This is a genomic window from Pseudoalteromonas shioyasakiensis (assembly GCF_022398475.1).
Lineage (GTDB): Bacteria > Pseudomonadota > Gammaproteobacteria > Enterobacterales > Alteromonadaceae > Pseudoalteromonas.
On record NZ_JAKEVM010000063.1, the window covers coordinates 1 to 23,395 of the forward strand.

Genomic DNA, 23,395 nt, shown 5'->3' on the forward strand with positions numbered 1-23,395 from the left:
GTTAAATAATATTAACTTTTGTAACATAAAACCGGAATTTTCCTAGTTCTTTTTCACGAATTTATCGCTAAATTGCTTATAAACATTAGTGATCAAATTAACACTACCTCTTTCTGGTTCAGACTGTTTTTACTCCGCTAATTTACTTTCTGAATTTAAAGCTGTACTTGGGTGATTTTAACGTGAAACATAGAATTAATACCGATACCGAAGTTAAATTTTCTGAATCTGATATCCTCCTATCGACTACTGATTTGCAAAGCCATATTACCTATGCCAATGATGAATTTTGCAAAATAGCTGGTTTCACGCTAGACGAAATGGTAGGTAAGCCTCATAACCTTGTTCGCCACTCTGATATGCCGAAACTGGCTTTTGCAGATTTATGGCAACATCTCAAAAATGGTCAATCTTGGATGGGGCCTGTTAAAAATCGCTGTAAAAATGGTGATTATTATTGGGTTAATGCCTTTGTAACACCGATTAAAGATAAAAGTGGTCGTACTTTTGAGTTCCAATCAGTTAGAACTAAACAAAGTGATGAGGTCGTACAAAGAGCGACCGCTGAGTATGCAAAAATAAACAATAATCAGAAATCTCATGCTACAGCAGCTAAGTTCGATGCCACTCTTTACATGACAGCCCTATTATTCATTTGTTTTTTAGGTTCGCTGGCTGCCGCTTTTAGTTCTGGGTTTGATATTTTTAATTGTCTACTAGTCCTATTTTTAGCATCAGCTAATAGGCTTATGTATTTTTGGCGTCAAAAATATTTAGCGCTTATAAGCAAAGCAAAACAAGTTTTTGATAACCCTTTAATGGCTTATCTGTATTCTGGTACTAATGACCAATCTGGCTTTTTACATCTTGCCCTTGAGATGCAACAAGCTAAATTAAAAGCCGTTGTTGGCCGTGTTAATGATGTGACTATGGGCGTTAATCACAACGCGCAACAATGTGCTGAGTCTGGTCATAACGTGACTGAACTTTTAAATAAACAAACAGATGAAGTCTCTCAAATTGTTGTTGCCACAGAGCAAATGACGGCCTCAATCAATGAGCTTTCATCTAGCACAATGCAATCTAATCAAGCTGCTGAAGAGTCAAACCAAGCAACCGAAGAAGGCTCACTTGCGGTCAAGCAAACGATAACTTCAATCAGTGAGCTTGATGAAAAACTCAAAGCAGCGAGTAGCCAAGTAGAAAACTTAATTGAAGGCAATCAACACATTGTGGCAATTTTATCTGAGATAAATGCGATTGCTGATCAAACTAATTTACTTGCTTTAAATGCGGCCATCGAAGCTGCCCGTGCGGGTGATCATGGCCGTGGCTTTGCCGTTGTTGCTGGTGAAGTACGTGCATTAGCCTCACGAACTCAGCAATCTACAGAAGAAATAAACAATGTATTAAATCAGCTCACTCACGCTTCGAAACAAGCACAACTTGCCATGAAAGATGGACTTAATTTGTCGGCTAAAAGTGTTGAGCTTGCACATCAAAGTGGTGATAGTTTAGACCATATTAAAGCTCAGTCTATCAAACTAAGTGAACTCAATAGCATCATAGCGCATGCAATGAACGAACAACTAACAGCAAGCCAAGTTATTGCTACCAACTTAACGTCAGCACAAGACTTTGCTCATGAGTGTACAGAGCTTGGCCATACTTCGCAGCAACTTTGCGAAGCGCTCCTCAGTAAAGTGACAGAGCAAACTTCCTTGATTAATCAGTTTAAGTAGCGAAAGCAATACTATTTAATAAGGTTTATTTTCGGTGTGTACTTATTAGTACACACCGCATCGAATGCTTCTGCTAGCCGTTCTGTTTCTTTGAATACCTGCTGCCAATATTTAATGCGTGTATCAGCATCAAGTTCTGTAAAGTCTTTACGATCAGGGATCTTGCCATAAGGTAATGAAGCAACAAAGTCAGCTGATGGAGTGATCATCACTACGTTATCATAGTTACTCGGGGTAATTCCACGCTTTAGGCTCTTATCAAACCAACCTGCTTTAGGGCTGTTATTAAAATGCGGATATAAAATAAGCCCGTCATTATGAATACTTAAGTCAAAGTGATAATCGATAATACCGCCATCGCGATACATACCAGGCGGTGTTCCTGTTATATTTTTAATACCCTGCATGACTAATGGAATAGAACCTGAAGCAAGTAACGCATCCGCTAAATTATCTTCGCTTAGCTCAATAGTATGGGTATTAAAGGTATTATTATCGGAAAAAGATAACTGACTATCCGCAGGCTGAAATACATAACGTTCATATTGCTTACTTAACAAGCGTCTATTCATTCGATTGACTAAGTAGCTTTTAGATAACCCCATTAACTGCATCACTTTATTTTCTGATGCTGTAAAGCCATTCGATTTTGCAACTATAAAGTGGGCTTTAAAAATAGGGTTGTTAATGATTTCTCGAATACCATTTTCAGCAAAAACTGTGCTTAATAACTCTCGCGCTTTTGTTGTTATTTCTTCTGGTTTTGCTTTATTCGATGAATAGCGTGTTTCAGAGTAAGACTTTGCTAATCGAGATATCGCAGCAACAGGGTCATTTTGTGCAAAACAGGCAGATCTAAATGCCCCAGCACTTGAGCCTAATAAGTTTAAAGGTGTGGTACGGTCTTTAAAAAATTCACCAAATAGATATTTATCCAAACCAAATAATGTAAACCACTTGGGCCCGCCGCTTGCTCCTAAAAAGGTATTAAACAAATCGGCAGACAGGCCTTGCTCTTGAATTACTTTTGCAGCACTAGGCCCTGCGTAAATATCTATCATGGTCACTTTTCTCGTTATTGTTTTTGATTATTTGCGCCAAATCCCTTGTTCTGTTTGACCTTGAACCTGCACTTTTTCAGAATCAAAACTTGGTTCTTGCCCAGCTTCACGTTGACTATGGTAGTCTTTTGTCACAGATAAGATGGTTGGCGTTAAGCGTATAATAGCGATAACGTTCACCACTGTCATTAAACCTAAAGCAATGTCTGCAAGATCCCACACTTGTTTAATGGTGGCCGATGCACCCCAAATCATCATTGATAAATATAAACAGGTGTAAATTCCACGGCCGAGTTTATTATCTAGTTTAAATAAATGTAGGTTACTTTCTGCGTAGGCATAGTTTGCAACCACAGAAGTAAACGCGAATAAACAAATTGCTGCCGCTACAAAGTAAATGCCACCAGCAGCCATGTGCGCTGTCATCGCAGATTGAGTTAAGCGGATCCCTTCCATTTCGCCGCTAATATCAATATCAGCCAATAAAATAATCACCGCCGTACAACTACACAGCACAATGGTATCGAAAAACACCCCTAGCATTTGAATATAGCCTTGAGTGACTGGGTGATTTGGTACGGGTGAAGCACAGCCAGATGCATGTGGCACACTCCCCGCTCCGGCTTCATTCGAATATAGCCCTCGCTGAATACCATTTTTAATTGCGGCGCCCATTGCCCCTGCGCCTGCTTCTTGTAAGCCAAAGGCAGAAAGTAAAATATCTTCAATCATCGCAGGCACTTTACCGATATTCAATAAAGTAATAATAATGGCGGCGAGTACAAATAAAATGCCCATAACTGGCACAATGCGTTCAGCAAAGCGGGCAATAGCTTTAAAGCCACCTAAAATAATAGAGCCTGCCAGTATCGTGATCACAATACCTGAATACAGTGTTGGAATTTCAAATGCGTAATTGAGGGCATCGGTAATGGTATTCGTTTGCATGGCACTAAACGTAAAGCCATAACCAAGAAACAAGCAAAAGGCAAAACATACCGCTAGCGCTCTGCTTCCCAAGCCTTGCTGAATATAATAAGCAGGCCCGCCCCTAAACTCGCCATTAGCATCCCTAACTTTATAGACTTGACCAAGTACGCTTTCGGCAAAACCTGTGGCCATGCCCAAAATGGCAATCACCCACATCCAAAATATTGCACCGCTGCCCCCTAACGAAATAGCAACGGCAACCCCTGCAAGGTTACCGGTACCTACACGGGCTGAAAGACCAGTACATAAAGCTTGAAATGAACTAATTGAGTTTTTATCGGTGCTGCTACTCGACTTTAATAAGCTAAACATATGGCGAAACTTAACCAATTGAATCGCTTTTAGCCTTACCGAAAACCAGATACCAGCAAACAGAAGAATATAGATAAGAATTTGGCCTTCTCCCCAAAGAAGACCATTGATTGTCGATACAGCACTGTTAAACATGGCAAGCCTTTATTGTTCTTATAGATAAAAAATCACAAAAAGTGAATAGCTAACCACTTTAACTCTATTTACAAATATCTCAAGTAGGCAATGGGATTAATTGCCCGAGCCTGCTCCCAACTAATTTAGCAGTTGTTGCTGTAAAAAGGCACGACCTGCCGCTAAACCTAATTTGTGATCATAGCGAAGATCATAGTCTGTGCTACCCAGTAGCTTACTGCGTAATTTATCGCCTGCAAAAATTTGTGTGATACGGGCATCACTTGGTGGGTTGGCAATGAAATCCAGTTCATCTTGATAAGCTTGTTCGTGTTGAACCAAGTAATCAATGGTTTTAGGGCAATAACCTGATACACAAACTAGTGACTTTATCTTATTTACCCATTCAGATTGTACTTGAAAGTTTTCATCAACAGTTCTAATAACCACAATATCACGAGCACCACGTTTATAGGCTTCTTTCACAGGTAAAGGTGCAGCTAAACCACCATCTAAATACATATCATGCACTAAATCAGTATTAGAGCTTTGAATAATGGCATCGTTTGCGGCCTTTGTTGTTAACCAAGGTGTTAAGTTAACGCCGTCTTTATATAAAAAGGGTAATGCGCTTGATGCTTTTAACAAGGCCAACCATTGCGTATCTTCACCATTTGGGCTCAAATAATACGGTTTGCGGTCAGCCGCGTTTGTAGTTGTGATCAACAGTTCGCGTTTACCTAGGCTTTGCGTTGCTGTTTTAAAATCAAGGGCACGGTTTACCTCTTTGGTTTTATCAAAATACCAATCAAGGTCAACAATGCTTTTACCAAACAGCCCGCGGCCAAGTTGGAAAAAACGTTTATGACGAGAAAGGCCTCTGATCAAACGTTTTGCATAGCCTTTTTGACGCGCTAAATAACTTGTTAAGTTTTGTGAGCCTGCCGATGTGCCAATGAATAAATCGAATGGATCGTAATTATTTTCTAACCATGCATCGAGCACACCTGCGGTAAAAATCCCTCGTTGCCCACCACCCTCAGCGATTAATGCTGTTTTTGTTTGTGGTTCTACTGCGGCAATTGTTTGAGATTTCACGGTGCACCTTCCTAGGGTTATGGTTAATAAATGTATTGTATTAAGTTAATTTCAATCCTTAAAACGGATTATATAAATTGATTTAATCTATAAAACCGTTTAATAAATGAGTGTCAGGGCTTAAGTAATGCGCATAAAAAACTCATTACACGCATTCACTATTTGCCAAACCGTATTAGTTCATGATGCTTGCTAATATTTCCAGCGCATGTTGTCTGTCACTCAATTCATACAGGTCATTTGTAAAAATAAACTCATCAACCTGTAGCGTTTGTTTAATCATACTCAGCTTATGCTTAACGCTCGCTTGACCGCCAACAACTGAAAGCCCTAAAAAGTTTTCTACTTGCATTTTTTCTTGCGCTGTCCACAATCCTTCCATTGTTGCTACTGGCTCTTTAAGCCAAAGTGGCTTGCCGCGCATAAGGGCTAAGATACGTTGTTTCGCTGTGGTTGCTAAAAACTGTGCTTGCTCATCGGTGTCAGCTGCAACAATGGGTAAGCCAAGCATGACGTATGGCTTATCTAATACCTCAGATGGCTGAAATTCTCTGCGATACAATGCTATGGCATCTTCAACAAAGCGTGGCGCAAAATGACCCGCAAATGCATATGGCAAACCTTTTTTTGCCGCAAGTCCAGCACTATAAAGACTTGAGCCCAGTAACCAGATTGGCACATTAGTGTCTTCACCTGGGATTGCGCGTACTGGAGAGTCACCTTTATATGGGCCAAGTAAAGCTTGCAGCTCCGTTACCTCATCATTGAAGTGCTCAGCACGTTGCTCGTCACGGCGTAAAGCACGGCTGGTAATTGGGTCACTACCTGGGGCTCGGCCTAAACCTAAATCAATGCGACCGGGGTATAAACTCTCTAGGGTGCCAAATTGCTCAGCAACCACCAGCGGTGGATGGTTAGGTAACATCACCCCACCTGCACCTACGCGGATATTCTGAGTTTTACCTGCGATATGACCTATCAATACTGAAGTTGCGGCACACACGATACCGCGCATATTATGATGCTCTGCCATCCAAAACCGATTAAAACCCAGTTTGTCGGCTGTTTGTGCATAGGTAACACTGTTAGCTAGTGTTTGCGAAACGGTTTCGTGCTCTTTCATTGGGCTCAATTCAAGCAATGAAAAAGGTGTGTTGCTAAGGTCTGACATTCGCTCTCCAAAATTTAACTCTTTATAATTAGTTAATGAGAGCGAATGGCTATTTTTCAAATGCTAATTAGGCACGGCTTTGTTGCTGTTTTTCCACCTTTAGGCCATCGGCATCAATACCACGCTTCCAATAAGCTGATGCAACAATGTGTTCACGATCAATTTCAAAACTGCTTGTTATTAAACGGCGAATTGCCTTCACCAAATTTGCTTCTAGCGCCATAAACACCATAGGTTGCGTGTTATAGCCAGCACATAAGCGTGTTACTTGGTCGAGCAGTTCTGTTTCTGGCTCATCTGTAACTAACCATTCAACACTGTGTTGGGTATGTGTTTTAATTTGCTCAAGTTCAATGATGTCGGCTTTATCAGCAACATGAATAATGACATCGACAGTGGCATCTTGTGGCAGGGCTTGTAAGTAGCCATTGATCGCATTTACAGAGGTTAAATCTGCCAGCATTAAATAATGTGTTTGCGTAAAATCAGTGAGTTTTTTAGGGCCTGGGCCTGCTATACCTACCTCGTCGCCTACACATGCATTTTGTGCCCAGTTGGTTGCCACACCTTGATGTTGGTTAACCACAAAATCGAGGGTAATTGCACCGCTAATGGGGTTGATATCACGAATAGTGTAAGAGCGCATTAATGCTGGGTGCTCAGCGTGTAAATCAAGTTCAACCTTAGATTCACCGGCATGCGGGAGTAATACCTTTACGTACGCACCTTTTGCATCTTGTGGGAAATCGGCAAACTCGTCTGAGCCAACAACAATTCTTTGTAGATGCGGGGAAATACGTGTAGTACTTAATACGTTTGCACGACGAACTTTTCTAGCCATCTTGGTCTCCTAGCTGGTTAAATTGCACAACGCCCCAATAGTTGATATAGTCAACTATACGCCTTTAATTGACTTTGTCAACTAATGCAAACTTGCTTAACTTAGGTGAACCATGCCACAAACCTCTCTTTCTTCAGCTTTATTTACATTGGCACAAAGTTACCGTGTCACTGTACGCGAAGCCATTAACGCCAACGAGCTTGGTCTTAACGCTCTGCATGTACGCTGTTTACATATTATTGCCGAAACACAGCACTGTACTGCCAATGATATTGTTGCCAAAACCGGTCGTGATAAAGCACAAATAGCACGCTTAGTAAAAGAGCTTATAAAGCTTGAACTGGTTTCTAAATGTGCCGACGAAAACGATAAGCGCTGTTTAATTTTATCCTTTACTGATCAAGGTAACGCCCTGTTCTCGCGTTTAGAAGTTGCAGAGCAAGAGGTTGATGCCAAACTTTGCCACGGTTTAACTGATCAGCAAGTACGTGATTTTATCGCTATTGCCACAACCATGATCGAAAATATCAATCACAACACCCCGTGATCTTATTGGCAAGATAACCACAAACCACTATACTGTATAAACATACAGTATAGTGGTTTTGTTATGCGTGTTATTCCTATTTATATCGAAGCTGGCGTATGTGGTTTTGAATCACCGGCAGCACAATACAAAGAGCTAGGCTTATCATTAGATCAGCTATTGATTAAACACCCTGATGCAACATTTATTGGTATTGCCTCTGGCGAATCAATGCAAGGTGTGGGGATTTTTGATGGTGACTTATTACTGGTTGATCGCGCCGAAGACGTTAAAAATGGCGATGTCATTGTCGCGAATCTAAATGGTTTATTTGTTTGTAAGCTATTAGATAAACACAATGCACAGTTATTATCAGCCTCACCTAAATACCCCGCAGTGCAACTACGCCAATCTGATGAATTTCAATTAGAAGGCGTGGTCACTCGCTCAATTCGCTTACATCGCAGTAGTAAAGAGCTATTAGCATGTACGCCTTAGTCGATGCGGTGGCCTTTTATGCCAGCGCCGAAAAAGTATTTGATCCGGCTATTCGTAGTAAACCGGTTGTGGTTCTTACTAACAACGATGGCTGTATTTGTGCTGTGTGCCCTATTGCACGAAAGCTGGCTATTCCAAAATTTCAGCCCTATTTTCAAGTAAAGAAAATACTCGAAGATAACCAAGTGGTGATCCGCTCATCTAACTATGAGCTGTATGCGGATTTAAGCGAGCGGATGATGAACGTGATTGGCCGCTTTTGCGATAATCAGCACATATACTCTATTGATGAATCATTTTTAAACTTTACTGGTTTCAAAAAACTTATTCATGATTGGCATCGCTATGGCCATGATATTCGCCGTACCGTATGGCGCGAAACAAAGCTACCTGTTGGGGTTGGATTTGGCCCAACAGCAACCCTAGCCAAAGCCGCCAATCATGCAGCGAAAAAACTCCCCGGCTTTGATGGCGTTGCAGTGATTGACTCTGAAACTTCACGGGTAGCCATTCTAAAAGCCATGGACGTACAAGATGTTTGGGGCGTTGGTCGGCGTTTAGCTAAAAAACTCAAAGCAATGAATATCAATACGGCCTTTGATTTAGCCGAACAAGAACCACGAAAAATAAAGCGCCTTTTTAGTATTGTATTAGAGCGCACAGTGAACGAGTTACGCGGTAAAAGCTGTTTAGCCTGGGATGAAGTGCGCCAAGACAAAAAAGAGATTTTTTCGACCCGTAGTTTTGGAGAGCGTATCACTGACGCCACCGCGCTGAAAACGGCACTGATCAATCATTGTGTGATTGTAGCAAGAAAACTACGTGCGCAAGGCTCACAGACTCAACGTTTATTAATGTTTGTGGCCAGCTCTCCTCATCAAGATGGCTATTATAAAAAGTCCTATATTTATGAGTTTAGTGTCGCCACCGCCGATAGTTGTGTGTTCGCCAATGCTATTAGTGAGGTATTTGATCATCTCTATAAACCTGGGGTACGATTTTATAAATGTGGTGTAGGTGCTCTTGAGTTATCAAGCCACATATTTCAGCAACCTGATCTATTTCAAGCGCCTATCGATAACCCTAAACTGATGAAGTGTCTTGATAACATTAACACCCGTTATGGCGTGGGTACCCTTGCCATAGCCAGCGAAACTCCTACGACCCGCTGGCATATGAAACGCGCGTACTTATCGCCTCATTACACAACCCGCTGGCATAACCTACCAAAAATACATTGCTAAAAGTCTGCCTGCTTAGCATTTAGTAAACTGCATAAATCCTTAGGGGCCAATGCAATCTCAAGGCCTCGCTTACCAGCTGAAACATACATCACGTCAAAGCTATCTGCAGATTGATGCACATAGGTATTAAGGCGCTTTTTCTGACCTAGCGGACTTACTCCACCTAAAATATAACCTGTGGTATTTTCGACTTTTTGTTGTGGAGCCATTTGTACTTTTTTAACCTTTGCCGCCTTTGCCAGCATTTTCAGGTTAACTTGTTGACTAACTGGCGCAATAGCAACCAAAAGCTGGTGGTCAGCATCTTCAAGTACTAAGGTTTTAAATACTTGCTCAGCGGGCAGCTTTAGCTTTTCAACCGCTTCAAGGCCAAACTGTTGTTGCGAAGGCTCATGCTGATAACTAAGCACATCAAAACTAATACCTTTCTTCTTCAGTAAGTTTATAGCCGGCGTCATTGATTTTCCTATAACTAATTAATTAGCAGTCACTTTATAAAACATACCGTGAACAAGGAATATAAGGCAATAGAAAAACCGCTACAAAACACACTAAATAGGCCTAATTCGACTACACTAAAGTAATGAATCCTGGGCAGGGTAACCAGCATGTCTAGACACACAGGGCTCTATCTAGCCAAACAATTATTTATCATACTCACCCTATTGTATGCAGTGAATTTTGTGTGCAACGAATACCTAGCATGGAATGCCTACATGGATTGTCAAAGCAAATGCCATACGCTTGGCTTAGAAAAAGGCCGAATACAAAACACTACATTTTCAGAGGATGTGACTTTATGTCGTTGTCTTGCTGATACCGACTACTACGTTGTGCTGAACTAAATCTGAAAATACCGACTAGGAATTAGGTAAATTTCACGTATTATTAAATTGATTATAAGTTAAACAAAGGAAAGTACATGTTTTTAGACTACTTTGCGCTGGTCATGCTAGTGTTTGTAACGGTAGTAATATTTTATGGTGTTATTGCCATTCACGATATTCCCTACGAAATTGCCAAAAAACGTAATCACCCTCATCAAGATGCCATCCATTATGCAGGCTGGGTTAGCCTATTCACCCTACACGTGCTGTGGCCGTTTTTATGGGTTTGGGCGACATTATGGCGTGATGACCGCGGTTGGGGTTTTAACCAGATCCAAAAGGAACAGGAAGACTTAGCAGAGAAAGTAGCTAGCCTGACAGCCACAGTGGCAGCGCTACAAGCACAAATAAATGCTCAATCGAATAATAAAGAGAAATAAACTATGGATTTGTTATTAATACTCACTTATACCGCATTGTGCATTGGTATCTTTAAAGTTTTTAAAATCCCACTTAATAAATGGACGGTACCCACCGCGGTACTTGGTGGTGTGGTGCTGATCGGCGCTTTGATCCTGTTAATGAACTATAACCACCCACATTCAAATATGGCCAGCAGTGCCTATGTCACTACACCTATTGTGCCAAATGTACGCGGTACCGTTGAAGAAGTTGCAGTAAAACCAAATCAGCCTGTTAAAAAAGGAGACTTACTGTTTCGCCTAGACAATACCTTATATCGAGCCAAACTAAATCAAGCGATTGCCGCTTTACAAGATGCAAAACAGTCAGTCCTCGGTTTAGAAGCGGCCTATAAATCAGCACAAGCCAGTGCCCTAATGGCTAAAGCTGAATATGATCGCAGTAAGAAAGAATACGAACGTTATGAAAAAGGCGCAAAAAGCGGTGCTTACTCAAAAGGCCAAGTTGATAATAAATTAGGTGTATACTTAGCAGCAAAGGCAAGTTACGAAGCAGCACAGGCCGAAGAGTTACGTCAAAAACTTGCATTTGAGTCTGAAATAAACGGCGAACAAACTAAAATTGCCGCAGCTCGCGCTAATTTAGAGCAAGCTCAATTTAACTTAGACAGCACAAGCGTTTATGCACCTACCGATGGCTATGTTACACAACTAACATTACGCCCTGGGATGATTGCAGTACCAATGCCACTACGCCCAGTAATGACCTTTGTGCACAAAGAAGATACAGTTTACGTCGCTGCATTTAGACAAAATTCACTATTAAGACTTGAACCAGGCTACAAAGCAGACTTTATCTTTAAAGCTATTCCTGGCAAAACCTTTGCGGGTGAAGTAATCGATGTATTACCTGCTATTGGTGAAGGACAAGTACAAGCACAAGGCACACTGATGGGCACTGAGTTTTTTGCTCGCCAAGGCCGCGCAATTGTCACCTTAAAAATCACAGACGACATGAGTGAATATCACCTACCACAGGGGACAAGCACAGAAGTCGCTGTTTATTCAGAACACTTCGAGCACGTATCAGTAATGCGTAAAGTATTGATCAGAATGAAAAGTTGGCAAAACTACCTATTCTTAGATCACTAAAGTAGGCAATTACCAATAAAAAAAGGCGCTTATTAGCGCCTTTTTTACTCTCTAACTAAAGTTACTTAACTAGAGTTACTTAGTTAGGTCATCGAAAAACTTCTTAACACCGTCAAAGAAACCTTTTTCTTTTGGACGGTTTTTAGAGCCATCTTTACCCATGCTTTGCTCAAGTTCTTCAAGCAATTCTCGTTGACGATCATTAAGATTAACCGGCGTTTCAATAACCACTTTACAGATCAAGTCACCTTGAGCGCCACTACGTACAGACTTAACGCCTTTACCACGCATACGGAACATCTTGCCCGTTTGGCTTTCTGATGGGATCTTCAGTTTTGCACGGCCATCCAGTGTCGGAACTTCAATTTCACCGCCCAGGGCTGCTGTTGTAAAGCCAATAGGCACTTCACAATACAGGTTATTACCATCACGTTGGAAAATCGGATGTTCACGTACAGAAACCTGAACGTATAAATCACCTGCTGGTGCTCCATGCATGCCCGCTTCACCTTCGCCCGATAGACGAATACGGTCACCTGTATCAACACCTGCTGGGATCTTAACTGATAAGGTCTTAGTTTTTTCTACGCGACCTTGACCATGACAGCTGTCACATGGATCAGAAATAATTTGACCTGTGCCCTGACACGTAGGACAAGTTTGCTGAACCGCGAAGAAACCTTGGCGCATTTGTACTTGGCCTGCACCATGACAGGTAGTACATGTTTTTGGTTTAGAACCTGCTTTTGCACCGCTACCGTCACATGGCTTACAGCTAACCCAGGTTGGTACTTTAATTTCGACATCTTTACCACGAACAGCCTCTTCAAGGCTTAAGTCCATGTTGTAACGTAAGTCCGAACCACGTTGTTGACGCGATTGACGACGACCACCGCCACCACCAAAGATATCTCCAAACACATCACCGAAAATATCACCAAAATCACCATGACCGCCGCCGAAGCCACCGCCATGACCGCCACCACCTTGTTCAAAGGCTGCATGGCCGTACTGATCATACATTTGACGCTTTTGCGGATCAGTTAGTACTTCGTAGGCATCTTTTACTTCCTTAAATTTAGCTTCAAGGTCTTTATCGCCTGCGGTACGGTCTGGATGATATTTCATCGCTAAGCGCTTATACGCTTTTTTTATGTCTCGTTCGCTGGCATCTTTGCTCACGCCGAGAACTTCATAATAATCGCTTTTTGACATATCTATCACACTACTCTTTTTACTGCAGCTACACTGCGTAAGGTAAATCGACTGATACAAATCGTATTATGGTCATAACCATTTAAGATGATTAGCAACTTATCAATTTACCGTTTATATACATGCAAAAGGCGCGTCAAGCGAAATCGCTGGCGCGCCTCAATCATTTCATCCTAACTTAATTGGCTAAACAAAGCAGCCATTATTGCGTTAGGCAGAAGCGAAACAAGCAATTACTTGTCGTCTTTCACTTCTTCGAACTCTGCATCAACAACATCGTCGTCTTGTTTTGCAGAAGATTGCTCAGCACCTGCATCCGCACCGCCTTGTTGCTGCTGTGCTTTAGCTTGTGCAATTTCCATTAGCTTTTGTGACTTCTCAGCAAGAGCTTGCGTTTTCGCTTCAATCTCTTCTTTGTTGTCACCTTTAATCGCCGCTTCTAGCTCTGTAAGCGCAGCTTCGATTGCTTCTTTATCTTCTGCAGGTAATGCATCACCCGCTTCTTCGATTTGCTTACGTGTACCGTGAACCATTGCATCAGCTTGGTTACGAGTTGCTACTAGCTCTTCGAATTTCTTATCTTCTTCAGCGTGCGCTTCAGCATCACGAACCATTTTTTCTACTTCATCGTCGCTTAGACCTGAAGAAGCTTGGATTGTGATCTTCTGCTCTTTACCTGTATCTTTATCTTTAGCAGATACATGTAAGATACCGTCCGCATCTACGTCGAATGTTACTTCGATTTGTGGAGTACCACGTTGTGCTGGGCGAATACCTTCTAGGTTAAATTGACCTAGTGATTTGTTATCGCTTGCACGCTTACGCTCACCTTGTAGTACGTGAATCGTTACCGCTGATTGGTTGTCTTCAGCTGTTGAGAAAACTTGTGATTTCTTAGTAGGAATCGTCGTGTTTTTCTCGATTAGAGCTGTCATTACTTGACCCATAGTCTCGATACCTAGTGATAACGGAGATACGTCAAGTAGTAGTACGTCTTTAACGTCACCAGCTAGTACACCACCTTGAATCGCTGCACCTACTGCAACTGCTTCATCTGGGTTAACATCTTTACGAGGCTCTTTACCAAAGAACTCAGCAACTGTTTTTTGTACTAGAGGCATACGTGTTTGACCACCAACAAGGATGATGTCATTTACGTCGCTTACTGATAAGTCAGCATCAGCTAGTGCGCGCTTAAGTGGCTCGATTGACTTAGTTACTAAGTCTTCAACAAGTGACTCAAGTTTTGCACGAGTAACTTTAACGTTCATGTGCTTAGGACCTGTTGCGTCAGCAGTCACGTACGGTAAGTTAACTTCTGTTTGCTGTGCAGAAGAAAGTTCAATCTTCGCTTTTTCTGCAGCTTCTTTAACACGTTGCATTGCAAGCGGGTCAGTTTTAAGGTCGATACCTTGATCTTTCTTAAACTCTTCAACTAAGTAGTTGATAACACGGTTATCGAAATCTTCACCACCTAAGTGAGTGTCACCGTTAGTTGCTAGAACTTCAAACGTGTGCTCGCCTTCAACTTCATCAATCTCGATGATAGAGATATCGAAAGTACCACCACCTAAGTCGTATACTGCAACAACGTTTTCACCTTTATTTTTGTCCATGCCGTATGCAAGTGCAGCGGCAGTTGGCTCATTGATGATACGTTTAACTTCAAGACCAGCAATACGACCAGCATCTTTAGTTGCTTGACGTTGTGAATCATTGAAGTATGCAGGTACTGTGATTACTGCTTCAGTAACCGCTTCACCTAGGAAGTCTTCTGCTGTTTTCTTCATTTTTTTCAGCACTTCTGCTGAAATTTGTGGTGCAGCACGTTTCTCGCCACGTGCTTCAACCCATGCATCACCGTTATCAGCTTTTACAATTTTAAAAGGCATGATACCGATATCGCGTTGTACTTCTTCGTCTTCAAAACGACGACCAATTAGACGCTTGATTGCAAATAATGTGTTAGTTGGGTTAGTTACTGCTTGGCGTTTTGCAGGTTGACCAACTAATGTTTCACCGTCTTGCGTATATGCAATGATCGATGGTGTTGTGCGATCGCCTTCCGCGTTTTCGATAACGCGTGCTTTATCACCGTCTAGTACTGCTACACAAGAGTTAGTAGTACCTAAATCGATTCCAATAATTCTACCCATGAATCTTCTCCAACTTCAAAATTCGTTAAAACGTTCGATGACTAGTAGATAGGGGTGCAGGAAACTGAATTCAACTGTAAAAATGAAAAAAAATTACTTTTTTTTGAAATATTTTCGAAATGGACGTTTTTTCCACAAAAAGCGCTGTTTTCTCAGCCTGCTTGCAGGATAAACAAACTGGTCTGATGACTTTGGCTATGCTATAACAAACACCATAACAATAAATGTTAAGGAAAATTATGCATTTTGAACAATTACTCGCCATGGCAACTGAACTAGGCAAAGACAAAACAAAAGTAATGCAGTTTCCAGAAAACTGGTGCCAAGGCCGCACAGCGTTTGGTGGATTATCTGCAGCTTTATTATATCAAGCTATACGTCAGCATATCGATAGCTCTCGCCGCTTACTATCTTTAAGCACTAACTTTGTTGGCCCGTTAATCGCTGACAATGATTTTTCAATCGACGTTGAAGTCTTACGTGAAGGCAAAAACAGTGCGCAGGTACTAGCAAAAGTGATTCAAAATGGCGATGTTTGTGTTATTACACAAGCCTGTTTTGGGGCTGAGCGTCAGTCCAATGTTCGTGTAGATGTAACTAAAACTATGCAGCTAAAACCGGTTGATGAGCGTTTCATCCTACCTTATAAAGAAGGCGTGATGCCGGCATTTTTCCAACATGTGGCACTGTGTTTACAAGACGGTAATATGCCATTCTCTGGAGCAGACACCTCACATTTAGGTGGTTGGATGAAATTCAAACATGTACCAGAGCAAATGACTGAAGCCCACATCATCGCCCTAACAGATGCATGGCCACCAACCTTATTACAAATGTATAAGCAACCCGCACCTGCAAGTAGCATGTCGTGGTACATAGAATTTGTTGAAGAGCCTGCAATTGCCCATGATGCTTGGATTGGCTACGAAGCGGTTACACACCATAGTAAGGATGGCTATGGGCTAGAAGATGGCTGCATTTGGAGTGAAGACGGTAAGCTAATTGCGCTGAGCCGCCAAACCGTCGCGTTATTCGCGTAACTCAGGCTTTGAAAGTTGCGCGTACTCAGTACCATCAAGGCGAATAATTGCTTGGTACTGGCCTGACTCAATGATCTCACCAAGACCCAAATTAAACGTGTTTTTTAACGTTTTACTGTAAAAAAACGCAGGTCTTGGTGCTTCTTTAAAAATTGCATGCACAATAAAAGGTTTTACCTCAGCGCTTTGTTTATATTTTTCTAAATAATATAAAAACACTCGGCGCTCTAGGATAATTACATCGACCCAGCCTTTCATAAGGTGATCAACTTGCGCTTCTTGGTTAACTACTTCTTCGTAAGAACGCAAAATGTTAGTAACCGATTTAAAAGGTGCTTCAATGAAATTAGTCGCATTTTGAAAGGCAAGCACGCTTTTACCTGCTAAATCGTAGATACTACTAATCTTAAGATCTTTATCAGCAAGGCTAACCGCCACATTTTGATAGCGGAGAAGTTCATCGCTCTTATATACATGTGAAGTAAGTACAGGTGGAAAGTTCAGCGCAATATCAACCTTGCCCTGCATAAGTTGCTGCTCAGCACGCTTATTAGACATGTAATGGATATCGATATTAGAAATGCCTTGCGATTTGAAAGCAGCTTTCAATATTTCGAGTTGAATGCCACTGTTAGTGTCTTCTATAACATAAGGAGGTAAAGAGGCGCTCGCAGCAACAACAATGGTTTTTTGCGTATTTGGCTCAGATAAACACTCACCTTTAACACTAACAAACAACATTAAAAGGATAAATAATTGCTTCACTGCTTACCTTAAAGAATTAAATGTATTAAAAAGCGTAATCGCTTTGTACAAATATTAGCTTATATTAAACAAAGGTGCATTTGAATTTATACACTATTTGATGCAAACTTAACTAAGTTCTTGTTTAAGAGACCCAAAGTTTGCAAACAGCCTGTCCTAGCTGCGATCTTGTCATTGAGATCCCACACTTAAGTGCAAAACAAGTGGCAATTTGCCCTCATTGCAATACAAAGCTTTCGGCATCGCAAGCTAACCAAGATAGTATGGTGGTCGCACTAAGTTTAAGTGCTATTGTTATGCTACTGAGTAGTATGTTTTATCCATTCCTGTCTTTTACCAGTAGTGGTATTACCCAAACAATCACCTTACCCGATGCCGCTCGTATTCTCTTTAATTACGACAACGACTTTTTAGGTTTGTTCATCGACACCAGTATTATTGGTCTGCCCCTTCTTTTATTAGTACTCATAATTCCACTACATCTAGGCTTACTAAAAGCGTTACCATATCAATGGGGAAAAAGACTGTTAAAAACCACCTTTGCGTTAGAACCTTGGATCATGTCAGAGATTTTTTTAATTGGCGTGATGGTCAGTATGGTAAAAATCATGTCGATGGCCGATATTGAATTTGGTGTAAGCTTTTGGGCCTATAGCGCTTTTGTTATTTGTTATGTGGCAGCCACAGCAAAATTAAATAAGCACACCTTATGGCAACAATTAAAAGAACCTGAATACATAGAGCAAACAAAGCCAAACTCGCGTGCTATTGATCAAGGATTAAGAGCATGCCATGTTTGTGGGCAACTGTGTGCCACCGAAATCTGTTCACGCTGCGACTCTAAAACTTACACTCGTAATCCTTTTAGTGTGCAAAAAGCCGCAGCGTGGTTATTAACCTCAGTGGCCTGTTATATTCCAGCCAATGTCTATCCTATTATGTACACCACAAGCCTTGGCGATGAAACTCCATCAACTATTATTGGTGGCGTAATGATTTTATGGAATAGTGGTTCGTACCCTATCGCAATGATCATCTTTTTAGCGAGTGTGGTTGTTCCCCTTGCCAAAGCGCTAATATTAAGTTTTTTATGTTTTATGGTGATGAGGCCAGCAAACAGACAAACTAAAAGCTATACACGTATCTATCAATTGACTGAATTTATTGGTAAATGGTCAATGATCGATGTATTTGTTGTGGCGATTCTAGTAGCCTTAGTGCAACTCGGAAACTTAATGTCAGTAACACCTGGCATTGGCACAATATTTTTTACAACCATGGTTATTTGCCAGATGTTGGCAGCCCATGCGTTTGATCCACGTTTATTGTGGGATAACCCAGATAACTTAAGTACTGCGAAACAAGAGACCTTGGCATGAGCGAAACCGCTAAAATAAAAACAGCGCCAAATATATCAGCAATCTGGATCATTCCAGTTATTGCCTTATTAATCGGCGCATGGATGTTGTACCAGTATCAAGCAAATAAAGGCACCACCATTTTTATCAAAATGCCTCATGCAGAAGGTATTGTAGCTGGTAAAACAGAAATAAAAGTACGTAGCGTGAAGATTGGCCAAATCGACCATGTTCGTTTATCAGATAAACAAAATAGCGTCATCGCACGGGCGCAAATCGATAAACATTACGACGATTTACTCACAGATGATGCGAAAATTTGGGTGGTAAAACCACGGATTGACGATACCGGCATAAGCGGCATGAGTACCCTACTCTCTGGTGTGTATTTAGAATTTGCACCGGGAGAGAGTAAAAAGCTGGCCGAAAGATTTGAGCTACAAGATGAACCGGCTCTAATTGGTAAAGATGTAAAAGGTGGGCGCTTCACCCTATTAAGTTATAACGCAGAAGTGCTTGATGTGAGTACCGGTATTTACTTTAAAGATTACAAAATTGGCCAAATAGAAACCGCCACCTTTGATTGGAAGAATCAAGCGATGAAATATGGCATTTTTATCAATGAGCCATATCAAAACTTGATCACCTTAAACTCTATTTTCTGGGTAAACTCAGGCATCGAAATAGACCTCTCTGCAGATGGTATTAATGTTAATACAGGCTCGTTAAGTAAATTGCTCAAAGGCGGTATTTCTGTTGGTATTCCTGAGCAACAAGCGCCCGGTGAAGTTGCCAGTAACGGCCATAGCTTTTCATTAAGTAATAGTTACAAAGCCGCGCTTGAAGAACGCTTTTACGATTTTGACTACTACTTAATCGACTTTGAGCAATCAATTCGCGGCTTACGCGCTGGCGCTCCTGTAGAATACCGAGGTATGCGCATCGGTAGTGTAGTTGAAGCACCTGCAAGTGTGATAATAGATGGTAAGCCTGCACACTTTAGAACCGATAACACCGCAGTACCTGCCCTGATAAAAATTGAGTATGGGCGCCTCTACCACGACAGTGCAGCAGCACGCGAGTTTTGGTATTCGAGTTTAGATGGCTGGATCAAAAATGGTCTTCGAGCCTCTTTAAAGCCAGGTAACTTACTCACTGGTGCGGTGTATGTTGACTTAGATATTTACGATAACGCAGAACCCGCCGAGTTAAAGACGATAGCTGAATATACCGTATTCCCGAGTGTATCAAGCGGTATTACAGTTATAGCCGACCAAGTCTCTGATGTATTGAATAAAGTAAATAACCTTAAAATTGAAGATAGCTTGGCACAAATGCAGACCACCTTTGCCGAGTACCAAGCGCTTGCTCATGACATGAGAGAGCTACTAAATAAGCAAGATACACAAGACTTACCGGGTGATATTAATCGCAACTTTGCAGAAATGACTAAGAGCATGCAACAGTTCGATAAAACAATGAAACAATTTGAAAAAACTATGGCAAGTTATGAGCAAGGCTCAACATTCCACCAGCAGTTGCAAACAACTTTATCTGAATTTAAACGTTTAAGTGAAGAGCTGCAGCCACTCACAAGAGGTTTAAACCAGCAACCTAATATGTTGATCTTTGATAAAGAGCTACCAGCAGACCCAACGCCGAGGAAACAATAATGAACTATAAACTCTGTGCTTCAGTTGCATCAGCGCTATTACTTTCGGCCTGCAGTCAAACGTCATTCTCGACTATTGAGTATTATCAATTTTCGCAGCCAATTATTGCAATGCAGCGCTTAGCTGAGAATACACAAGCTCAGCTCAGAATTAATACCGTACAACTACGTGGTGCGCTTAATAATCGTGGTATTGCTATGGTTCTCGACAACAACCGAGTCAATGCTGCTAACTACCATTTATGGAGCGAATCACCTGATTTAATGTTAACCGCCAGTGCCCATCAACAGCTTTACACTGAGCTTGATAATTGGATGGTAATAAAAGGTTTACCGGTGATCACCGATTTAGATCAGCAAAGCTTTTATGAATTAGAATATGAGCTACATCACTTCAACGGCGATGAGCAAGGCAATGCCAACATTGCAGGGCTTTGGCGTTTGTACTATACAACCCCTGAATCTGGCCGAAAGTTAAAGGCGGTCAATTACTTTAATGAGCTTACACCACTACAAGACAGTGATTACGAAGGGCTTGTCGCAACACTTGAGTCAACGTGGCTAAAGGTCAACAAACAGGTTGCAAACGAAGTATCAAAGCTTACTCTTTAATAAGAGTTTTAGAGGCTGATTGTCATCGTTAATGATGACATCGCCTATAAACTCAAAACCAAGTTTCTGTAACACCTTCTGTGAACCAATATTTGTTTGCGAGGTTATTGCAGCAAGCACACCAAGCTCTAATACGTGTTTTTTTGCCATCAATAACCGAGCAGCAGATGTAATAATACCCTTGCCTTCATAGTTAGCTAACAAGGCAAATCCTAAATCGGGAATAGCTAGCGCATCGCGCTGAAAGAGCCCTACCATTCCAACAGGTCTATCATCAGCTAAACATACAATATAACTGCCAAAGCCCAATTGCTGGTGGCTATTTATAAACGTTTGTTGAATATAATGTTCAGCTTGTGCGGGCGTATTAATATTTTTATTACCTATGTGCTCTAAAAATGTTGCTTGGTTCAAAAGCTCAACGATAAACGCGGCATCATCAGGCTGCCCGGCACGTAAATATATATCTAACATTTATTAAAACACCTTACTAACGACATCATTGGTAAAATTAAGGCAATCTAGAACACGCTCTTTTTGTACTTTAGATAACTCATCAATATCGAAATAGCCATACTCAGTGTGCTCATTACTCAACATTATCTCAGCGTCATCAGCTATATAAGCACGAAAAATAAACGCATGAGAGTTAAATGCTGTGTGATAATAAACGCCACTTAAATAAGCGATATCTACGTCACAATTAAGTTCTTCTTGGCATTCACGTAGTAATGCTTGATGAATGGTTTCACCTTTATCTAAAGCTCCGCCAGGTAACCCCCAACTTTTTTGACCGTAATCAGCTTTTAGTAATAACACCTGACCTTGGTTATTGGTGATAACCGCATGGCTACTGAGTCTGTAAGTATCTGAAAATGCCATAACCCCTTTGCTCAATTAATAAAAAGTGACGTTATTGATGAGTGTAAAGTAATTATCACTCCAATAAAAATTGTTATTGACTAAATTAATATTCAGGATTATTTTTCTTGCGATGTTTTGGGCAAAACAAAAGCAGTATACCCTCTATACTGTCTGGCGCCAGCCAACGCAGGCACTTTCCCTAATGGGTCCATAAAAGTGTGTTCGCGTAAAGCAGTTACTTTAGTCTATAGACTTTTGATTTCTGTAAGCAATCTCGCATTGATTAACTGTGTGAAAAATATAATGCAAGAACCTTCTGCGTTAAGTTTACTGCCGCCAGTATTGGTGGTGGTTTTGGCCGTATTTTTACGCCGCCCTATTTTATCTTTACTAATTGGTGCTTTGTTTGGTTTAGCCATGCTAGGTCCAACCGCTGTGTTAGCCAATTTTGCTGATATTTCATTAAAAGTAATGCAAGACGAAACCATTGCCTGGCTAATTTTAGTCTGTGGTGGATTTGGTGCATTAATCGCTTTATTAGTAAGAACCGGGGGTGCAAGTGCATTCGCCGAATTAGCGTTAAAATTTGCCAAAGGCCAGCGTTCATCGTTAGTAATGACCTTTGTGCTATGTGTAATTATTTTTATCGATGATTACCTAAATGCATTAACCGTCGGTGAAACTATGAAGCGTATCACCGATAAGTTTAAAATTAGCCGCGAAATGCTCGCTTATGTTGTTGACTCAACGGCTGCGCCTATCTGTGTGCTTGTACCGTTATCGACATGGGCTGTATTTTTTGGAGGCTTGTTAGTTGATAATAATGTTGCATCAGAAGGCCAAGGTATTGCTGTCTACATTCAAGCAATACCTTACATGTTATATGCTTGGTTTGCAGTCATTGTGGTATTACTAGTTAGCTTAAATGTCATTACTGCTTTTGGTCCGATGAAAAAAGCACAACTACGTGCCATGAATAATCAAATCGAAATATCAAATAGCCAGTACACAGATGTTCAAACAGCGGATGAATACGCAGTAAAAGCAGCAGAAGAAAACTTTGAAACAGCAGCTTCAAACGGCAAACTCTATAACTTTTTAGTACCGATAGTTTTACTTGTTGCGTTTACTGTTTACTTTGACATTGACGTCTATAAAGGGCTGCTGGCAACCTTTGCCCTTGTTTTACCTTTTTATATGTTACAAAAGTTGATGACATTGTCAGAACTCGTTGAGCGTATGCTAGATGGTTTTAAAAGCATGATCCCCGCTATTGGGACTGTGGTTGCTGCATTTATATTTAAAGATGTGTGTGACCAATTAATGCTACCGCAATATGTCATTAATACCTTGAGCCCTTATATGACTGCACAGTACTTACCTGCCGTGGTGTTTTTAGCAATGGCAGTCCTTGCTTTTGCAACAGGTTCAAGCTGGGGAATTTTCGCAGTAACTATTCCTATTGTAATGCCACTAGCTTACGCAATTGATGCCAATATTCCTTTAGTGATTGGCGCTTTATTGTCAGCGTCGTCATTTGGTAGTCAAGCGTGCTTCTATTCAGATTCCACCGTACTTGCTGCACAAGGCTCAGGGTGTGATTTAGTCAGCCATGCTATCACGCAACTGCCTTATACCTTACTTGCCGCAACTGCTGCATTTATAGGATTTTTGCTTATCGCATAAATTAAAAAGCCCAAGCAATAGCTTGGGCT

Annotated in this window: 23 protein-coding genes; 12 read left to right on the top strand and 11 right to left on the bottom strand. The window is 41.2% G+C overall.

What is annotated here, in order from left to right; genetic code table 11:
• Positions 1 to 182 precede the first annotated feature (182 nt).
• On the top strand, positions 183 to 1,742 hold the full coding sequence (locus tag L1D51_RS12120; RefSeq protein ID WP_239963762.1) for a methyl-accepting chemotaxis protein: 1,560 nt from the start codon (positions 183 to 185) through the stop codon (positions 1,740 to 1,742).
• 11 nt (positions 1,743 to 1,753) lie between these two features.
• On the opposite strand, the gene L1D51_RS12125 is transcribed toward L1D51_RS12120, so the two are convergent.
• The 5 genes from L1D51_RS12125 to L1D51_RS12145 all read right to left on the bottom strand — a co-directional run bounded on the left by L1D51_RS12125 (position 1,754) and on the right by L1D51_RS12145 (position 7,329).
• A complete protein-coding gene (locus tag L1D51_RS12125) occupies positions 1,754 to 2,803 on the bottom strand; it encodes a patatin-like phospholipase family protein (RefSeq protein WP_239963763.1) in 1,050 nt (349 codons plus the stop codon).
• A gap of 27 nt (positions 2,804 to 2,830) precedes the next feature.
• Positions 2,831 to 4,240 (bottom strand): alanine/glycine:cation symporter family protein, encoded by a 1,410-nt coding sequence (locus L1D51_RS12130; protein WP_054552224.1) that lies wholly within the window; start codon positions 4,238 to 4,240, stop codon positions 2,831 to 2,833.
• 120 nt (positions 4,241 to 4,360) lie between these two features.
• A complete protein-coding gene (locus L1D51_RS12135) occupies positions 4,361 to 5,317 on the bottom strand; it encodes a patatin-like phospholipase family protein (RefSeq protein WP_239963764.1) in 957 nt (318 codons plus the stop codon).
• 175 nt (positions 5,318 to 5,492) lie between these two features.
• Positions 5,493 to 6,488, bottom strand: coding sequence for an LLM class flavin-dependent oxidoreductase (locus tag L1D51_RS12140; RefSeq protein WP_239963765.1), 996 nt, complete (start codon positions 6,486 to 6,488; stop codon positions 5,493 to 5,495).
• 67 nt (positions 6,489 to 6,555) lie between these two features.
• Positions 6,556 to 7,329, bottom strand: coding sequence for a siderophore-interacting protein (locus L1D51_RS12145; protein ID WP_239963766.1), 774 nt, complete (start codon positions 7,327 to 7,329; stop codon positions 6,556 to 6,558).
• 112 nt (positions 7,330 to 7,441) lie between these two features.
• Between L1D51_RS12145 and L1D51_RS12150 the strand changes: the two genes are divergently transcribed.
• From L1D51_RS12150 to L1D51_RS12160, 3 genes are all read left to right on the top strand, one after another.
• Positions 7,442 to 7,876 (top strand): MarR family winged helix-turn-helix transcriptional regulator, encoded by a 435-nt coding sequence (locus tag L1D51_RS12150; protein WP_054563088.1) that lies wholly within the window; start codon positions 7,442 to 7,444, stop codon positions 7,874 to 7,876.
• Between the two features lie 63 nt (positions 7,877 to 7,939).
• Positions 7,940 to 8,353, top strand: coding sequence for a LexA family protein (locus L1D51_RS12155; protein ID WP_054552219.1), 414 nt, complete (start codon positions 7,940 to 7,942; stop codon positions 8,351 to 8,353).
• Complete coding sequence (locus tag L1D51_RS12160) at positions 8,341 to 9,597, top strand: Y-family DNA polymerase (protein ID WP_054563087.1); 1,257 nt, start codon at positions 8,341 to 8,343, stop codon at positions 9,595 to 9,597. Before L1D51_RS12155 ends, L1D51_RS12160 begins: the two co-directional genes overlap by 13 nt.
• On the opposite strand, the gene ybaK is transcribed toward L1D51_RS12160, so the two are convergent.
• Complete coding sequence (gene ybaK / locus L1D51_RS12165) at positions 9,594 to 10,055, bottom strand: Cys-tRNA(Pro) deacylase (protein ID WP_239963767.1); 462 nt, start codon at positions 10,053 to 10,055, stop codon at positions 9,594 to 9,596. The genes L1D51_RS12160 and ybaK overlap by 4 nt on opposite strands.
• A gap of 150 nt (positions 10,056 to 10,205) precedes the next feature.
• Here ybaK and L1D51_RS12170 point away from each other — a divergent pair, with 150 nt between their 5' ends.
• From L1D51_RS12170 to L1D51_RS12180, 3 genes are all read left to right on the top strand, one after another.
• Complete coding sequence (locus L1D51_RS12170; protein ID WP_130167504.1) at positions 10,206 to 10,442, top strand: hypothetical protein; 237 nt, start codon at positions 10,206 to 10,208, stop codon at positions 10,440 to 10,442.
• A gap of 77 nt (positions 10,443 to 10,519) precedes the next feature.
• Positions 10,520 to 10,864, top strand: a complete 345-nt coding sequence (locus L1D51_RS12175) for a DUF3302 domain-containing protein (RefSeq protein WP_054552213.1) — start codon at positions 10,520 to 10,522, stop codon at positions 10,862 to 10,864.
• Between the two features lie 3 nt (positions 10,865 to 10,867).
• Entirely contained in the window at positions 10,868 to 11,998 is a 1,131-nt protein-coding gene (locus L1D51_RS12180) for an HlyD family secretion protein (RefSeq protein WP_055198877.1), read from the top strand.
• A 75-nt stretch (positions 11,999 to 12,073) separates the two neighbouring features.
• On the opposite strand, the gene dnaJ is transcribed toward L1D51_RS12180, so the two are convergent.
• Both dnaJ and dnaK read right to left on the bottom strand, forming a co-directional pair.
• Complete coding sequence (gene dnaJ, locus L1D51_RS12185; protein WP_054563084.1) at positions 12,074 to 13,213, bottom strand: molecular chaperone DnaJ; 1,140 nt, start codon at positions 13,211 to 13,213, stop codon at positions 12,074 to 12,076.
• 233 nt (positions 13,214 to 13,446) lie between these two features.
• Complete coding sequence (gene dnaK, locus L1D51_RS12190; protein WP_055021216.1) at positions 13,447 to 15,369, bottom strand: molecular chaperone DnaK; 1,923 nt, start codon at positions 15,367 to 15,369, stop codon at positions 13,447 to 13,449.
• Positions 15,370 to 15,608: 239 nt separating this feature from the next.
• Here dnaK and L1D51_RS12195 point away from each other — a divergent pair, with 239 nt between their 5' ends.
• Entirely contained in the window at positions 15,609 to 16,409 is an 801-nt protein-coding gene (locus L1D51_RS12195) for a thioesterase family protein (RefSeq protein WP_055021215.1), read from the top strand.
• Here the strand turns inward: L1D51_RS12195 and L1D51_RS12200 are convergent.
• The gene (locus L1D51_RS12200; RefSeq protein WP_235576247.1) at positions 16,398 to 17,174 is read right to left on the bottom strand and encodes a substrate-binding periplasmic protein; all 777 of its coding nucleotides are present in this window, start codon (positions 17,172 to 17,174) and stop codon (positions 16,398 to 16,400) included. The genes L1D51_RS12195 and L1D51_RS12200 overlap by 12 nt on opposite strands.
• A 140-nt stretch (positions 17,175 to 17,314) precedes the next feature.
• On the opposite strand from L1D51_RS12200, the gene L1D51_RS12205 reads away from it, so the two are divergent.
• The 3 genes from L1D51_RS12205 to L1D51_RS12215 are packed head-to-tail and all read left to right on the top strand — an operon-like array spanning position 17,315 to position 20,816.
• On the top strand, positions 17,315 to 18,553 hold the full coding sequence (locus L1D51_RS12205; RefSeq protein WP_239963768.1) for a PqiA/YebS family transporter subunit: 1,239 nt from the start codon (positions 17,315 to 17,317) through the stop codon (positions 18,551 to 18,553).
• Entirely contained in the window at positions 18,550 to 20,205 is a 1,656-nt protein-coding gene (pqiB, locus tag L1D51_RS12210; protein WP_055021213.1) for an intermembrane transport protein PqiB, read from the top strand. Before L1D51_RS12205 ends, pqiB begins: the two co-directional genes overlap by 4 nt.
• Positions 20,205 to 20,816 carry a PqiC family protein gene (locus L1D51_RS12215; RefSeq protein WP_239963769.1) on the top strand — a complete coding sequence of 204 codons (612 nt, stop codon included), beginning with the start codon at positions 20,205 to 20,207 and terminating at the stop codon, positions 20,814 to 20,816. The genes pqiB and L1D51_RS12215 overlap by 1 nt, the downstream gene beginning before the upstream one ends.
• On the opposite strand, the gene L1D51_RS12220 is transcribed toward L1D51_RS12215, so the two are convergent.
• Positions 20,799 to 21,290, bottom strand: coding sequence for a GNAT family N-acetyltransferase (locus L1D51_RS12220; protein ID WP_239963770.1), 492 nt, complete (start codon positions 21,288 to 21,290; stop codon positions 20,799 to 20,801). The genes L1D51_RS12215 and L1D51_RS12220 overlap by 18 nt on opposite strands.
• A gap of 3 nt (positions 21,291 to 21,293) precedes the next feature.
• Positions 21,294 to 21,698: an NUDIX hydrolase gene (locus L1D51_RS12225; protein ID WP_054563077.1), complete on the bottom strand. Its 405-nt coding sequence runs from the start codon at positions 21,696 to 21,698 to the stop codon at positions 21,294 to 21,296.
• A gap of 285 nt (positions 21,699 to 21,983) precedes the next feature.
• Here L1D51_RS12225 and L1D51_RS12230 point away from each other — a divergent pair, with 285 nt between their 5' ends.
• Entirely contained in the window at positions 21,984 to 23,366 is a 1,383-nt protein-coding gene (locus tag L1D51_RS12230; protein WP_239963771.1) for a Na+/H+ antiporter NhaC family protein, read from the top strand.
• Positions 23,367 to 23,395: the final 29 nt, after the last annotated feature.